The sequence below is a fragment of the Fructobacillus sp. CRL 2054 genome (assembly GCF_028764065.1).
Lineage (GTDB): Bacteria > Bacillota > Bacilli > Lactobacillales > Lactobacillaceae > Fructobacillus.
Window position 1 is genome coordinate 56,327 of sequence record NZ_JACOFN010000003.1, and the last position, 16,404, is coordinate 72,730.

15 protein-coding genes are annotated in these 16,404 nt (G+C 44.7%); all 15 read right to left on the minus strand.

The annotated features are described in order from the left end of the window. Positions 1–7: 7 nt before the first annotated feature. A complete protein-coding gene (trmD, locus tag H7198_RS01990; RefSeq protein ID WP_274458142.1) occupies positions 8–751 on the minus strand; it encodes a tRNA (guanosine(37)-N1)-methyltransferase TrmD in 744 nt (247 codons plus the stop codon). Next, complete coding sequence (gene rimM, locus H7198_RS01995) at positions 751–1,269, minus strand: ribosome maturation factor RimM (protein ID WP_274458143.1); 519 nt, start codon at positions 1,267–1,269, stop codon at positions 751–753. Before rimM ends, trmD begins: the two co-directional genes overlap by 1 nt. Positions 1,270–1,385: 116 nt before the next feature. Next, positions 1,386–1,841 carry a 30S ribosomal protein S16 gene (gene rpsP, locus H7198_RS02000; protein WP_091502116.1) on the minus strand — a complete coding sequence of 152 codons (456 nt, stop codon included), beginning with the start codon at positions 1,839–1,841 and terminating at the stop codon, positions 1,386–1,388. Positions 1,842–1,961: 120 nt separating this feature from the next. Further along, complete coding sequence (gene ileS, locus H7198_RS02005; protein WP_274458144.1) at positions 1,962–4,760, minus strand: isoleucine--tRNA ligase; 2,799 nt, start codon at positions 4,758–4,760, stop codon at positions 1,962–1,964. 276 nt (positions 4,761–5,036) lie between these two features. After that, a complete protein-coding gene (locus H7198_RS02010; RefSeq protein WP_274458145.1) occupies positions 5,037–5,759 on the minus strand; it encodes a DivIVA domain-containing protein in 723 nt (240 codons plus the stop codon). 27 nt (positions 5,760–5,786) lie between these two features. After that, on the minus strand, positions 5,787–6,581 hold the full coding sequence (locus H7198_RS02015; RefSeq protein ID WP_274458146.1) for a YlmH family RNA-binding protein: 795 nt from the start codon (positions 6,579–6,581) through the stop codon (positions 5,787–5,789). A 1-nt stretch (position 6,582) separates the two neighbouring features. Further along, positions 6,583–6,849: a YggT family protein gene (locus H7198_RS02020; RefSeq protein WP_274458147.1), complete on the minus strand. Its 267-nt coding sequence runs from the start codon at positions 6,847–6,849 to the stop codon at positions 6,583–6,585. A 3-nt stretch (positions 6,850–6,852) separates the two neighbouring features. Then, the gene (locus H7198_RS02025; protein ID WP_274458148.1) at positions 6,853–7,299 is read right to left on the minus strand and encodes a cell division protein SepF; all 447 of its coding nucleotides are present in this window, start codon (positions 7,297–7,299) and stop codon (positions 6,853–6,855) included. Positions 7,300–7,312: 13 nt separating this feature from the next. Beyond that, positions 7,313–8,596: a cell division protein FtsZ gene (ftsZ, locus tag H7198_RS02030; RefSeq protein ID WP_274458149.1), complete on the minus strand. Its 1,284-nt coding sequence runs from the start codon at positions 8,594–8,596 to the stop codon at positions 7,313–7,315. A 21-nt stretch (positions 8,597–8,617) separates the two neighbouring features. Further along, positions 8,618–9,958, minus strand: coding sequence for a cell division protein FtsA (gene ftsA / locus H7198_RS02035; RefSeq protein ID WP_274458150.1), 1,341 nt, complete (start codon positions 9,956–9,958; stop codon positions 8,618–8,620). Positions 9,959–10,069: 111 nt separating this feature from the next. Continuing rightward, positions 10,070–10,771: a cell division protein FtsQ/DivIB gene (locus tag H7198_RS02040; RefSeq protein ID WP_274458151.1), complete on the minus strand. Its 702-nt coding sequence runs from the start codon at positions 10,769–10,771 to the stop codon at positions 10,070–10,072. Between the two features lie 9 nt (positions 10,772–10,780). After that, on the minus strand, positions 10,781–11,878 hold the full coding sequence (murG, locus tag H7198_RS02045; RefSeq protein ID WP_274458152.1) for an undecaprenyldiphospho-muramoylpentapeptide beta-N-acetylglucosaminyltransferase: 1,098 nt from the start codon (positions 11,876–11,878) through the stop codon (positions 10,781–10,783). Between the two features lie 3 nt (positions 11,879–11,881). After that, positions 11,882–13,243: a UDP-N-acetylmuramoyl-L-alanine--D-glutamate ligase gene (murD, locus tag H7198_RS02050; RefSeq protein ID WP_274458154.1), complete on the minus strand. Its 1,362-nt coding sequence runs from the start codon at positions 13,241–13,243 to the stop codon at positions 11,882–11,884. Between the two features lie 57 nt (positions 13,244–13,300). Then, positions 13,301–14,257 carry a phospho-N-acetylmuramoyl-pentapeptide-transferase gene (gene mraY, locus H7198_RS02055; protein WP_274458155.1) on the minus strand — a complete coding sequence of 319 codons (957 nt, stop codon included), beginning with the start codon at positions 14,255–14,257 and terminating at the stop codon, positions 13,301–13,303. A gap of 3 nt (positions 14,258–14,260) precedes the next feature. Beyond that, a complete protein-coding gene (locus tag H7198_RS02060) occupies positions 14,261–16,402 on the minus strand; it encodes a penicillin-binding transpeptidase domain-containing protein (protein WP_274458156.1) in 2,142 nt (713 codons plus the stop codon). Positions 16,403–16,404: the final 2 nt, after the last annotated feature.

The following is a 16,404-nucleotide window of genomic DNA, read 5'->3' on the forward strand; positions in this document are numbered from 1 at the left end:
ACGTCTTTTACCCTTCGTCCAACTCTGTTTTAATATCATCCAGAAGGTCACGTTCCTCTTTCGTGAACTGACGTCCTTCTAGTAAGTCTGGGCGACGTAAGTAGGTCTTTTTCAACGACTCCTTCAAACGCCATTCTGCAATTTTTTGATGGTTACCAGAGGTTAGCACTTCCGGCACCTTCATCCCGCGAAAGTCAGCAGGACGCGTGTACTGTGGGTACTCCAACAAGCCATCTTGGAAAGAATCCCCAGTGGCTGACTCCCGGTTACCCAAAACATCTGGTAAGAAACGAACCGTGGCATCAATCATGACCATGGCTCCAAGTTCCCCACCGGTCAACACGTAGTCACCAAGTGATAGCTCTTCGTCTACCAAAGTCTTGATTCGCTCGTCATAGCCTTCGTAGTGGCCACAGACAAAGGTCAAATGGTCATAGGAAGCCAAGCGTTCCGCATCGGTGTGGTCAAACTTTTTCCCAGCTGGATCAAGCAAAACAACGTGGCCAGCGGACTTCTTGTCATCCTTTTCCTTGATGGCTTCGATGGCATCAAACATTGGCTGTGCCATCAAAAGCATTCCTGCCCCACCACCGAATGGATAATCATCCACGTTATTGTGCTTGTTGGTTGTGTAGTCACGAAAGTCCGTTACGGAAAATGACAGTGAACCACGGTCAATGGCCTTTCCAATAATGGACTCTTGCATTGGCGCAAACATGTTTGGAAAAAGTGAGAGCACGTCGATTTTCATTAGTCTAATAACCCTTCCAAAACGTCAATCGTAATGACTTTATCATCGATATTCACGTCTTTGACAACGTCAGCAATAACCGGAATCAAGGCATCGGCACCCTTTGGACGCTTCACAATCCAAACGTCGTTGGCACCGGTTTCCATGATTTCCTTAACAGCACCAATTACCTGTCCGTCTTCATCCTGAACGGTACAGTCGATGATATCAGAGTAGTAGTACTCCCCATCATCGAGATCATCACGGTCGGCTTCAGCTACGTAAAGGTCTTCGCCCTTATAGGCTTCGACTTCGTTAATGTTGGTAATCCCCTTAAAGGTAATCAACCACATTCCCTTGTGGACACGGGCTTTTTCAACCGTTTCCGCAATGTACTGGTTGTTTGACAAGCGGTAGACCGTTGCTCCTTTTGCAAAGCGTTCTTCAGCAAAGTCCGTAATGGCCTTTACCTTTAGTTCCCCACGGATACCATGAGTATTCACAATGCTTCCAATTTTAAAATAATTTGTACTTTCCATACCGTCTATTATAGCAAATTATTTGCTATCACTCCTATTTAAAAGATGTCCCGCAAGCCAAATCATTTTTCAAAGAAAATAAAAAAACTACCCGAAGGTAGTTTTTTAACACTTGATTAAACCAAGTCCAACAAGTCAGCCTTCTTAGCTGATGATGGGTACTTAGTACCTGCTGCGTCCAAGTATGCCTTGATTTCAGCAACTGTGTTCTTAGTCGTTGGCTTTGAAGATGAAGCAGCAGCTTCCTTCTTAGCAGCTGGCTTAGCTGCAGCCTTCTTTGCTGGCTTTGCAGCGGCTGGCTTCTTGCCTGCCTTAGTTTCAGCGTACTTAGCCATGATTCCAGCCTTTGACAACAAGTTACGAACTGTGTCTGAAGGTTGTGCACCATTTGCCAACCAACCCATGATCTTTTCTTCGTCCAAGTTAACTTGGGCAGGAACAGTGATTGGGTTGTAAGTTCCAACGATTTCGATAAAACGACCATCACGTGGTGAACGTGAGTCGGCGATAACAACACGGTAGAATGGACGCTTCTTAGCACCCATGCGCTTCAAACGAATCTTTACTGACATGAATAATTTCCTCCGATTTCTTTACAAGTAATAGTATGCCAGATATCAAAAAGCATGTCAAGCTAAATTACTTGACATGCTTTTAATTTTGATTTTATTTAGGCCAAGTCGGAAAGAAAATTACTTTTCAAATCCTTCTTCAACAGCTTCAGGATAGTACTCGCGTACAATCTTCGCTTCGTATCCAGCCAATTCTGGGAAGGCAGGGTCAACACCCAAGTCTTCGTGGTAACGACGGTCACGTGGCGACAAACCACCGCGGGCCTTTTCGACTTCAATCTTCATACCATCGAATTCCTTGACGCCAGATGAAGCTTCATCAGCCTTCTTAACATCAAGCTGTGAAACCATCATGACAAGTGTCAGGTTAACACCCAAGGCATCCACCGTGGCGATTTGCTCGTCTGACAAGTACAAAGTCAAAGCCGCTTCCGCGTTCTTACCAATCAGGTTAGCTGAACGGGCTTCTTCAATGGCCTTGTTAGCAGCCGAACGGATTTCAAAGACCGTCTGCCACTTAGCCTTGATGTCTTCTGCACCTGGCAAGTCACGTACTTCAGGCATCTCTTGCAAGTAGGCAAACTTTGTTGAATCGTCTGGTAAGTATGACCAGATTTCTTCGGCCGTGTGTGGCAAAACTGGCAAGATCAACTTCGTCAATGCTTGAACCGTTTCGTAGAAGACCGTTTGCATTGAACGACGTTCTGCTGAATCAGGAGCATCAACGTAGACAACGTCCTTGGCAACATCCAAGTAGAAGGCTGACAAATCAACGTTAATGAAGTTAATCAACTTTGAGAAAACATCGCTGAAACGGTAGTTCTCATAAGCGTCTTCCAAATCCTTAACAAGATCATTCAACAAAACAGTGGCGTACTTGTCATGGGCTTGACGGTCTTCGAATGGCACAGCATCCTTGGCGTAGTCAAAGTCAGACGTGTTAGCCAACAAGAAACGCATCGTGTTACGGATCTTACGGTATGAATCCGCAACCTGCTTCAAGATTTCGTTTGAAACAGGCATGTCCTGTGACGTATCAACTGTGATAGTCCACAAACGCAAGATTTCAACACCTAATTGGTCACCGACTTCAGCAGGTGAAATCGTATTTCCAAGGGACTTTGACATCTTGTTTCCCTTACCATCCAAAGTAAATCCTTGTGATAGCAAGTTCTTGTATGGTGCCTTACCCGTTACGGCAACTGACGTGATCAAGGATGAGTTGAACCATCCACGGTATTGGTCAGAACCTTCCAGGTAAAGGTCAGCTGGGTAGTCCAAGTTAGGGCGCTGACGCATCACACCGTTCCATGAAGAACCGGAATCGAACCAAACATCCATGATGTCTTCTTCCTTCTTGAAGATACCATTTGGTGAGTGAACGTTCGTGTAACCTTCAGGAAGCAAGTCCTTGGCGTCTTTTTCGAACCAGATGTTTGAGCCATGCTTTTCAACAAGCTTAGCAACGTGTTCGATGATGTCAGCATCCAAGATAGCTTCGCCGTCTTCAGCATAGAAGATTGGCAATGGCACACCCCAAACACGCTGACGGGAGATAACCCAGTCGCCACGTCCGGCAATCATGTTGTGCAAACGCTTTTGACCCCATGCTGGGTAGAACTTTACTTCATCCAACTGGTCCAAGATGTCTTGACGGAAGTTGTCAATTGAAGCAAACCACTGTGGCACGGCACGCCAGATGATTGGCTTCTTTGTACGCCAGTCAAATGGGTAGGAGTGCTTGATTGTTTCCTTAGCCAAGAAGAGACCAGCATCTTGCAACTTCGTAATAACCGTTCCAGTGACGTCATCGTAGAAACGACCTTCAAAGTCAGGACCGGCATTCTTGGTCATCATTCCCTTTTCGTCAACGGTAACAGCAACTTCCAAACCGTAAGGCTTTGAAACGTTGTAATCGTCTTCACCAAAACCAGGGGCCGTGTGGACCAAACCAGTTCCAGAATCCAAGGTAACGTGATCACCAACCATGACAACTTCGGCAACATCCTTGTCCCATGGGTGGTAGGCTGTGATGTTTTCAAGTTCTGAACCCTTGTGCTCTTCAAGAACTTCGTACTTATCCCAACCAAACTTTGGCGCGATGGTTTCAAGCAATTCCTTGGCAACCACGTACTTCTTATCAGAACCTTCAGGCTTCACCACAACGTAGTCAAAGTCGGGTCCGACTGTCACACCACGTGAGGCAGTAACCGTAAATGGTGTCGTCGTCCAAACAACCAAGTAAGTATCGTTGTCCAAGACACCCTTACCATCCTTCACTTGGTTGGCATAGAAGAGTGACGTTGACTTCAAGTCGTGGTATTCGATTTCGGCTTCAGCCAAGGCTGATTCAGATGACCATGACCAGTAAACAGGCTTAGCACCCTTAAAGATGTAGCCCTTCTTAGCCATTGCACCGAAGACACGCAATTGTGCTGCTTCGAATTCAGGCTGCAAAGTAATGTATGGGTGGTCCCAGTCAGCCATGACCCCAAGACGCTTGAAGTCTTTCTTTTGCTTTTCAACTTGTTCCAAGGCGAAGTCCTTGGCCAAGTTACGCCATTGCGACTTTGGCATTGACTTACGGTCGTGACCGGCCTTCGTCAATTGCTGCTCGATTGGCAAACCGTGCGTATCCCATCCAGGAACATAAGGCGCGTAGAAGCCAGACATATTCTTGTAGCGAACAATGATATCCTTGGTAATCTTGTTCAAAGCGTGACCAATGTGGATGTTACCGTTGGCGTATGGAGGGCCGTCGTGTAGGTTAAAGTGAGGCTTCTTTTCGTTTTGGGCCAAACGTTGACCGTAAAGGTCTTCTTCAAACCAGACCTTTTGACGTTCTGGTTCAGTCTTTGGCAAGGAGCCACGCATTGGAAAGGCTGTCTTTCCGAGGTTCAGGGTGTCTTTGTACTTCATGGGATTCTCCTCTATTAATTTTTAGCGAATGTAATAAAAAAGTCCTGTTTACCCCAAAGGGTAAACAGGACGAACGAACGTGGTACCACCTATTCTTCCACCAACCAAAAAGTTGGTGCTTCATACAGCTCTAACGGGCTGTCCTTCGCCAGGGCCTACTAGGATTCAGCCTTGGAATAACGCAAGTGATACTAAGGACTCGAGGGATTGGCCATCTTTCACCGGACATGGCTCGCTTTCAATATCTAGTCAATAGCGCGTCTTACGCTTCAATCTTTATTTTTCTTCTGATTCTGGGAAAACAACAACCGTTGGTTCAGCAGACTCTTTCGCGTCCGCATCGTCTTCTTCGGCGTCTTCATTACTAACTTCAGAATCGGCCTGCTTTTCGATTGGGCCCTTAGCAAAGTCAGGAATTTCACCCAAATCAGTTGGCAACTCTAACTCTTCTTCACCGTCTAGTTCTTCTAACACTTGGTCAGAAATAATAGAAGCAGGCAAAGCTTCAACAGCCTGAGACAACTTATCCTCTTGCAAAAGTGCCTTTTGCTCATCAATCAATTCAACAAATGAATTCTTAAATGACTGAACACGCTCACGCAAACGGTTTTGTTCATCAATCAAATCAACGTTTTGTTGAGCCAAGCGCTTTGATTCGTCTTCCGCCTTACGACGGGCGTTATCAACAATTTCCTTAGCTTCTTGTTGAGCCTTTTCCAATTGAGACTTCACTTCTTCTTCCGTTTCAGAGCGAAGACGTGAGGCTGCAGACTGAGCGAACATAATTGATTCGTTCACTTGGTCCTTTTGTGCATCCAATTGTTCAATACGTTCTTGTTGCTGGCGGCTCTTCTTTTGCAATTCTTGATAATCCGCAATGATTGAGCGATAGTCGTTGTTCACTTCGTCTAAGAAGGAATCCACTTCACGAGCAACATACGCACGAGATCCCTTACGGGTAAATTCATGGTTTAAAATTTCATCAGGTGTTAATGCCATCTGTTCTTCCTTTCTGCATCATTCTATTCAACGGTGAATGATTTGAAAAACTGCTTTTATTTTATCGCTTTTACTGTGTCCTGCCAAGCTTTGGAGAGCAATTCGCCCTTTTTTTCGAACAGAAATCACATCATGTAAGTGAATTGTTCGATTTGCTTTCAAAGTCTTAGACCAATTCACTGCAACGAATCCGCTTTCAATCAATTCTTTGACTTGGCTTCGAGAGAGGTTAAAACAACTTGCAATCACAGCATCCAAACGTAGTGAAGGAACAAGTAGAAACTTTTCCTCCCCTTCCTCTTCTTTTACAAGTGCCTGTTCAATGGGAACAGACTGCCAGTCCGTGCTGACTTTTCCAATTTGTAAAATCTCTTGTTCGATAAAGGATTGCTGTCTTTTTTCAATCGCCACCTGGGCAATGCCGGCATCCTTATCTAACAAAATATCGCCAAAAACAGAACGGTCGATACCGGCAGAAAGAAAAGCGCCAAGTAAATCCTTATGGCGTAACTCCAAAAACTTTTTTGGAAAATGAATTTGCAAGAGTAATTCTTCAAAATCAGACTGTTCAATCTCGATGAATTCGGGAGCAATCACTACCCGCCTTTTTTCAGCACGATCAAACATCCCGAAGGATTCAAATTTAATATCCGTTCGATCACCAATAAGGATCGATAAGATATGTCGTTCTCTTGGATTCAAAAAATGTGTTAAAACAACCCGATATTCATTTGAAACTGTTTGCAACCAATCGGTTGCTTGTGAAACAAAAGCCCGCTCTTCGGAATCGAAGTGCTGGGCTACTGCTTGATTATCAACCATCTTAACTCACCAGCACCTGAAGGTATGCCAAAGCATAACTTAAGGCTTCCAAACCAAAGAAGGCAACAAGTGGACGTAAGTCCAAAATGCCAAGAGGCTTAATAAAGGAAAATAAAGCTAAGTATGGTTCAATAATTTTTCCTAATTCTCGACCAAACCATGTATGGTACAAGCCAGGTAACCAGGACATTAAAATGTATATCACCAGAGCATAGGAATAAATCTGAATGACATAACTAAGGATGATGAAAATCATCGATAAAATCATATATTAATACCGAGTTTGGTTGTCCAAATTTTCACTCATTGAACCGGCAACTTCATAAGTTGATGGTGTCAACAAGAAAATCTTCTCACCAATGCGTTCCATGGAACCATCAACAGCATAAACAGCGCCACCAATGTAGTCCAAAATTCGACGTGCAGGGTCTTCTTCGAGTTGAGAGAAGTTAACAATAACAGCGTCACCTTCAATCACTTGTGAGGCAATGGCACGGGAATCGGCATAAACCTTTGGTTCAAACAAAGCGATACGTGCAATAGCATCACTTGTTTCCGCTGTGTTAACAGTGTTCTTGTTTTGCTTCTTCACTGGTGCCATCTGCTTATTTACCTTAGCAGGAGCAGGCTTTTCCTGTTCTTGCGCTGTTTCTTCATACTCTTCCTCATAGTAATCATCATCACCAGAGAATAGTGTTTTAATTTTATCAAAAGCCATCTGTCATTCCTCCTTAGCGCTTCTTAAAGAAAGGTGGTTTGTCATCGTCTTCTGAAGAGAGGTCGAGGTCAATATTTTGGTTAACAGGCTCAACGGGATCAAAAGCTTGCTTGGCAACGCCATCGAATTGCTTTTCGTCTTGCTTTGGTTGTTGTTGCTTTGTGGTAATGTCCCAGTCAGCAAATGGGTCGTTCTTAGCATCAACACCTTCAGCTCCGTCTGAAGCTGAGCGTGAGAACAATCCGGCTTGGTTGTTCGTTGGTGCTGACTGTTCAGCGGCTGGCTTTTCAGCCTTTGGTGCTGCAACAGTGTTAGTGTGCGTTGCAGGACGCTTCTTACCATCTTGCAAACCGGTTGCAATAACCGTCACACGGATGGCATCGTTCATGTCCATGTCAACGGAAGTTCCGAAGACAACGTTCACGTCACGGCCAGCTTCTTGGTTAATGACATCAGCAGCTGATTGTGCTTCGTATACGGAAAGGTCTGGTCCACCCGTAACGTTCAAGAGCACTTCTGAAGCACCCGTCATATCCACTTCCAAAAGTGGTGATGAAATAGCTGAACGTGTTGCATCAACGGCACGTGATTCACCAGTAGCAGAACCAACACCCATCAAGGCAGGTCCGGCATCTTCCATCACCGTCTTCACATCCGCGAAGTCCAAGTTGATGAATCCTGGGTTGGTAATCAATTCAGAAATACCTCGAACACCTTGAGCAACCACATCATCAACAACCTTAAAGGCTTCGATAATTGGCAACTTCAAGTCGATTTGGTCCTTCAAGCGTTCGTTAGTAATAACGACCAATGAATCAACTTGTTCTGAAAGAGCTTGGAGCCCTTCAGTCGCGTACTTTGAACGCTTAGGTCCTTCCCATGCAAATGGTCGTGTAACGACGGCAACAGTCAAGGCGCCCATGTCCTTGGCAATCTTAGCAACGACTGGGGCAGCACCGTTACCAGTTCCACCACCCATTCCGGCGGTGATGATAACCATGTCGGCACCCTTCAATGCTTCTTCGATTTCTTCTTGTGATTCTTCGGCAGCCTTTGCTCCGCGTTCGGGGTTGGAACCAGCACCCAATCCACCGGTCAACTTAGGACCAATCTGAATCTTTTGCTTTGCAGCAGACTTGTCTAAAGCCTGGACATCAGTATTGGCCACGATGAAGTCCACACCTTGGATATCATCTTCAATCATGTGGTTAATGGCGTTTGAACCTCCGCCACCAACACCGATGACCTTAATTACCGCGCCGGCTGTTCCCTGCGTTTCGTCGATTGTAAAGTCCATGAAAATACTCCTTTGGTATGGTTAGTCTTCGTCGTCTGTTTCTGCAAATAATGAGCTCAAAGAATTCTTCATCCGCTTAAAGATTCCTTCTTTAGGCGCATCTTCTTCAATAAAAGTCTCATCTTCTTCAGTAGTTTGTATTACTGGTTCACTAGTTTCAGCCTGGTGATAAGGCTTGGCAACCGCCTGGTAGACCTGTTGACCCATCAAAACTGACTTAATCATTTTTTGAAGGTCTGATTGGAACGCTTCATAGGAAGCGAACGCGAGGGCACGGGCGAAACTTGGATGGCGCAAGCCGATTTGGTTGGGACGTGCAATTTGTACGTTTTCACCGAAGTGTTCCTGTGCCTTTGCCAAGAGTCCAGGTGTCGCAGCTGAGCCACCCGTAATGATGTACCCACCAGGGAGGTCATCGGCTCCGACACTGTCTAACTGTTGGTCAAGGCGGTCAAAGATTTGGTCAAAACGTGCTTCCATAATCTCTGATAAGTACTTTTCATCAACCGCTTTCTTCTCTGTTAAGCCCACGGCATCAACGTAGAAGATTTGTTCAGCTGAAGCCTGCTTTGAATCAGCAGAACCATACTTGACTTTAACAGCCTCCGCTTCCCTTTCAGAAATGCTAAGGACTGTTGAAATATCTTTGGTAACGTTCACGCCACCTTCATAATCAACCGTCATGTACTTGACCTTATGATCATGAATAACGGAAGCCGTTGACTGACCACCAGCAATATCAATTAAGATTGCTCCAAAATTTTGTTCGGCATCAGATAGGAAGGATGGCGCCAATGCCATTGGTGCCAAATCCATTGCAGCCAAATGTAGGCCCGCTTTTTTAACAGCGGTCTTAATACCGTCCACAACTTTATTTGGTGCCAGGTAGACAAGGCCTTGCACTTCCAGCCGAACACCAATCATATCCGTTGGATCTTTGATTCCATCAAAGCCATCCACGATAAATTGCGATGGAATAAATTCAACGGGTGTTTGTTCAGCTAATGAAAGTGAGTTCAATGCCTGGTTAGTTACATTAACGACGTCTTGACCAGTAATCTGCTTGTTTTGATTCTCAATTGATACAAGGCCGGAAATCTTTTGAATTGTGACCTGGTTAGCAGGCAAGCCAACCACTACTTCTTCAATTGAAACGTTTGCCTTAGCAGCAGCCTGTGAAACAGCCTTTGTAATAGCTTCAGCAGTCTGGTTGATATCGACGATTACGCCTCGTTTCAAACCAGCACCGGCCGCTGAACCTGTAGCAATGACGTTGAATCGGCCACCATTATTTTGGGCAACAACCACTTTTACCATGGTTGTTCCGATATCTAAACCAACTATCACGCCATTTTGGGTCATGTACTTGTCCCCTTATAATTTAAAATTTTGAAACTAAACCTAAAGATAATCTTAACATATCGACCGCCTATCCGGTAGGTTTTAGGACGAATTTGTTAGAAATTTTTCAGCTTAAGAACCATAGCTATATGAATAAGAACCCACCTGCAAATCAACAACACCATTTTGGCTCATCGACTGTGCAATACCAGCATAATAACGCATTTTTTCTGCTAGAGTCTTTTGACTGGCATATACGGTATTCCCATCATTCATAATCAATATTAACTTACTATCATTATTGCTATCTGGTGCAAAACGAATTTCACCGATATCTTGCCGAATAACTGAATCAAGTGAGGCAACCGCTTTAGCCACCGCCTTGATTCGACTGGTTGACTGGAAGTTTGAATAAACGGGTCCCCGGCCATCCGGCTCCTTAACCGACTGGCGGTTACCATTTGAATCCAACTGGTACCAGTGCCCATTCAATTTAACAAAACCAGCGTTAATTTTTTCAGAAACGACGATTGACAACTTTTGCCCTGATAAGTGCATTTCGACTTGCGAAACCTTCGCATTCTTAGACTTTAATTTTCGAGCTAAGAAAGCCTCTTGCAAGGCCACTTCGTATCGGTAGGACCCTGCTTTAATACCTAGTTGATTCTCAATTGTTTCGGTCGGAATATTACCCGAATCAACCGACACGGTTTTAATCGGCAACCATGGTCGCCAAACTAACAAAATTAATCCAGATACAGCAAAAAAAGCCAGGGCCCACCAGGCACTGGTCAGAATATTTTTCTTTGTTATTCTGCCTAGCTCTTCTTGCACGATTCTCTCCTACTTAATAACGGACTTAAGTAAATTGTAGAAACGGTCGCCAGCATCTGTGATACCGACTTTCTTTGATTGCCCTTCCATTGCTTGAGCCTGTGCATCGTTTTCCAACAATGCATCCGCAGCCTTTACAAGGGACTGGCCATTCAAATCAGGTTCTTTAATTGACAAAGCCGCACCAGCATCAACTAAGGACTTGGCATTCTTAGTCTGGTGATCACCCGTAACGAATGGTGAAGGAACCAAAATGGATGGTAGCCCCAGAGCCGTCAATTCGGCAATCGACGTTGCCCCAGCGCGAGAAACAAGGACAGAGGCCTTTTGCATCACGGCTGGCATGTTATCGATATAAGGCAAAACCTTGATGTTATCGGATAGCGTCTTCCCCTGTTCCTTGAGCAAACGCATGAAGTTATCAATACGCTTAGGTCCAGCTACCAAAACAACTTGGTAGTTACGCTTGTTAAACTCTGGGATTGCTTCCAATGTTGCCAAGTTAATGGCTGGGGCTCCCTGTGACCCACCAAAGATTAAGAGGGTTTTCTTATCATCGGATAGGCCATAGGTCTTCCATGAAAAGTCAGACGTCATGTTGGCCACTTCTTGTGCTCGTGGGTTTCCAATTAATTCTGTCTTCTCAGCTGGGAAAAAGGCCTTCGCATCTGGAAAGGCAATTCCAATTTTAGTAGCCTTGCGTGCCAAAAACTTGTTTGTCACACCCGCTACTGAGTTTTGTTCATGGATGACCGTTGGAATGTGCAACTGTTGGGCGGCATACAACACAGCCCCTGAAACATAACCACCAGTTCCAACAACAACGTCTGGTTGGAAGTCTTTAATAATCTTCTTGGCCTGAGAAACAGCCTTCAAAAACAGCCAAACAGTCTTAAAGTTCGTCATTGATAGTGAGCGAGAAAATCCCTGAACATGTAACTGTTTAAATGGGATTCCCGTCTTTGGTACGATATTTTTTTCAACACCGCGGAATGAACCAACGTACATAAATTCTGCATCCGGTTCCTTCTGCTTAATCACTTCTGCTAGTGCAAGTGCTGGATAAATGTGACCGCCTGTGCCGCCACCTGAGAGCATGACTTTCATGAATTAATCCTTCTTTTCCAAAGCTTTTTCTAGTGCAGCAACGTACTTGTCACCACGAATTTCAAAATTAGGATACTGATCCCAAGAAGCAGCAGCTGGTGAAAGCAAAACCACTTCACCTGGCTTAGCCATCTTTACAGCAACAGGTGCCGCTTCCTCAACGTTTTCAACAACCTCTACCGGAATTCCAGCAGCCTTAGCCATCGCCACAACCTTATCCTTTGTTTGACCAAAGGCAATCACTTGAATGACGTGCTTTAAATCTGGAACCAAACGGTTGAGATCATCCCCACGGTCTAATCCACCGGCCAACAAAATGGTTGGCTGTTGAAAAGCTGATAGCGCAGCTTGTGTTGCTTCAATATCCGTCGCCTTTGAATCATTATAATAAATCACATCATTTTTCTTAAAGAGGAATTGCAAACGGTGTTTAACACCGGCAAAGGTCTTTAGAACGGAACGCATGGCATCCTGGCTGCATCCTGCAACCGTTGCAGCTGCCGTTGCGGCTAACGCGTTCTCCAAGTTTGGACGGCCTACCAATTTAACATCGGCAAATGGCATTAATTCTTTACCGTCCAAGACTAAATCACCCGCCTTATTTTCATGAGCAAAGGCGTTCTGGTCGTCAGGGTTAAACATCAGCACACGACCAGCAGTCAACTGGGCAATGGCTGGTGTATCTTTTCCATTCCCATTCAAAATGAGGGCTTGGCCCGGCTTTTGATGAATTGCCACCCGTTCCTTAGCCGCCAAGTAATTTTCACGGTTATGGTGGAAGTCTAAGTGGTTAGCAAAAACGTTGGTAATCACTGAAATATCAGGCGCAATTTCTGGTATACCGACCAACTGGAAGGTTGAAAGTTCCAAAACAAGGGTATCTTCTTTACCCATATCACCCACAACGTCACAGACCGGTGTCCCAATGTTACCAGCAATCACAACTTTGCCCTGCTTGGGGTCGTGTTGTAACATCAAGCCCAACAATGAAGTCGTTGTCGTTTTCCCATTTGATCCCGTTACGGTAATCAAGCGCCCTTCAAAGGTTGACAAAGCAACAGCAACTTCTGTCAAAACTGGTACACCGAGTGATTCAGCCTTTTCCACGATTGGGTGGTTATAAAAGATACCAGGATTTTTAACAAGGTAGTCACTATCAGCAGCAAGCGCTTCCGCCTTATCGTTTTCAATAAAAGTCACACCGGCTTCTTTTAAAGCAACCACATCGGCGTCTTCTTTAATTGCATCGCGATTAGCAACAGTAACCGTTGCCCCCAAATCGACCAGGCGCTTTGTAGCTGCCCTTCCTGACTTTGCCCAACCAAGGACAAGGACCTTTTTACCATTAAACGTTAAGGCTGACATAAGTACTACTCCCCTTTTATATTTTTTATGTACGGTGGATAACCCACCATTTAAATCTTATTGAAACAACCACAATCCAAAGGCTGCGGATAGCAAACCAAACGTCCAGAAGGCAGCGTCAATTTGCCATTCCGTCCAACCAAACTTTTCAAAGGAATGGTGGATAGGTGCCATTGGAAAGACACGGACTTTGAAGAAATGGTAAGAAATTGTCTGAATGATAACCGAAAGGGTTTCGATGACGAAAACCAAACCAATAATTAAGAGGGAAACAACCGCGTGTAGCTGAATGGATTCAACTGCTAAGCCGGCCCCAATGGCTAAGGAACCACAGTCACCCATGAAAATCTTAGCCTTTGGCTTGTTAAACAACAAGAAACCAACAAGGGATCCCATCAAAACAAAGTTAAAGGAAACCATTGCCCAGTTTTCAACACGAACAGCCATTAGCGTATAAGCACCATAGGCAATCAAGGCTAAGCCTGTCAAAAGGCCGTCCAATCCGTCAGTCAAGTTTGTCGCGTTTGACCAACCAACTAACCAGAACCAAAGAAAAATCACGTAGAAGAATCCCAAATGAACAACACCAAAGAACGGCAAGTTCAATTCGGCAGGCACGTGCATTGCCCAGAGTAGAAACATCACGACAACAGCTGAAACCGTTTGCGCTGCCAACTTTGGCTTAAAGGCAAAGCCATCCGTAGCATGATGAATCAACTTCAGCACATCATCCACGGCTCCAATCACACCATATGAAGCAAAACCAACTGACAAAGCCAAGATAGTTGTTAATGAATGGTGATTTTGATAAGTCGATGGTAAGCAGAAGACAATCACCACTGTTACTAATCCAAAGACGGCACCACCTAACGATGGTGTTCCGGCTTTTTGCTGGTGGTCAGGCCCAAGTACACGAATAACAGCCTGTTCCTTACTAGCTTTCAACTTTTTAATCACAGTTGGCATCGCAATGGCGGTTAGCACCATCCCCAACAGAAATTCTAATACAAGCATTCCCTAATCCTTCTCTTTAAACGTTACAGTTATATTCTTATGGTTGGATACGCCACTGCCAGCCTTTACAGACTGTTTCTCAACGTAGCCAGATCCCGATAATGTTATTTTAACACCAGCAAGATTACCCCATGACAAAACTTCATTTTTTGTCCAATCGGACATATCAGGTACGGTGACTGTTCCAGAAGCAGACAGCAAGATTAACTGTCCCTTAACAGCCGATTGTCCACCCTTAATCGTCTGGGCGGTAATCTTTCCCTTACTTCCAACTGTGGTAACCTTCATACCCAAGTCTGTCAAAGTCTTTTCCGCATCCTCAATAGACTTACCCCGAACGTCAGGAAGTTCAACCGTCTTAGTTGCCGACTTCACGGTCGCATCATTATCGTTTAAGGCCTGCAACATGACTGGACGGAAAACGTTGTTCAAAGTGATTTGAATATTGGCATCTGGGAAGACCTGTGGCTGGCGAACAACAATGTACATAATGTACTTTGGATTATCCCCAGGAACCAAGGCCATGACCGAGTGAATGGCATTCGTTAAGCCATCCAGGTACTTTCCGTTTTCTGCCACCTGGGCGGTTCCAGTTTTAGCCGCCACTTGGTAACCTGCATCGGCAAGCGAATACTGCTTAGCAGTACCATCATCAGCATTAACAACGCCTTCCATGTTTGACAAAACCTCTTTAGCTGTTGAAGCTGAAATTGGTTGACCAACCTTGGTTGTCTTACCAGTTGAAATGGTTTTACCGGTGGTTGGATTGGTAGTTTTTGCAACCAGGTAGGGCTTAACCATCGTCCCCTTGTTGGCGAAGGCCGAGTAAGCTTGCAACATTTGAGCCGGTGTCGTTCGAATGGCCTGACCATATGAAGTGTTAGCCTGATCGATTGGCTGTTCAAATGACATTGAACCTGACTGTTCATTTGGCAGTTCAACCCCCGTCTTCTTTAAGAAGTGGAAGCGGTTAATGTAAGACTTCCAGGTCTTTGCACCTAAGGACTGCTCAATTTTTGCAAAACCAACGTTTGAGGAACGTTCAAAAGCCTGTCGGTAAGTTAACATTCCGGCATTATTTCCAAAGGCATCAGTAACCTTCTGCCCGTTAATGTCCAAGGTACCAGACTTATAGGTAGCATTTGGTTGCCACTTTTTCTCCTGAATAGCAGCAGCCAAAGTAATAGTCTTCATTGTTGAACCTGGTTCAAAAGCTCCTTGGTTCAAAAGGTTTTCCCAGGCATCTGATAGTCCATCCTGCGTATTTGGATCAAAGTTTGGTCGCTGTGTGGCAGCCACGATTTTTCCAGTCTTGGCTTCCATCACAAAGGCGGAAGCGGACTTCGCCTTTGTTCCTGAGAACAAAACATCCATTCGGTTTTCCAGTGTCGCCTGCAACTTTTCATTAATCGTCAAAGTGACGTTTGAACCGTTTTTAACTTGATTCTTCTTAGAAGTCTGAACATCAGAACCAAGGGTCGTTGTTACCCCATCCTTACCTCGTAAGGCGGTATTCTTATAAGCTTCAATACCCAAAACACCATTCAGTGTTTTTTGACCCACACTATTTGAAACAGAATTCGTCAGGCCAATAATGTGAGAGGCCATTCGGTTATTTGGATAATAACGGGCAGGTTGTGCCGTAAACTTGATTCCGGATAAATTCAGTTTTTTAATCTGGTTATACTGATCAACCGAAAGGTTCTTGGCTTTCGTCCCCAATTCAACCTGCAGTTTATTTGAAGAAAGTAAGCTATACAAATCATTTTGATTTGCTCCAATAATTGGTGCAATTTCTTCAGCAGCCTTTTTAGGGTCGGTGACGTAGTCCGCCTTACCATTCACCTTTTGCTTTTTATCCAAAACCGCGTACATATCATACACCGTGGAATTGTCAGCTAGGACCGACCCATTCGAAGAAAGAATTTGGCCACGGGTTGCTGGCACCGTCGACTTTTGCATAAAAGTCATGCGAGTAGCAGCGGTCAAATTATGGTTGTTGACCGTTTTCACTCCGGCAATTTGAAAAAGACGACCACCCATAATCACGATGATAATTAATGCAAAAAGGCCCAAAAGGAGGCCGAATTTTTTGGCATTACCAGTGATTTTTTTACCGAGTTGTCGTCTTTTACTTTGTTTCATTA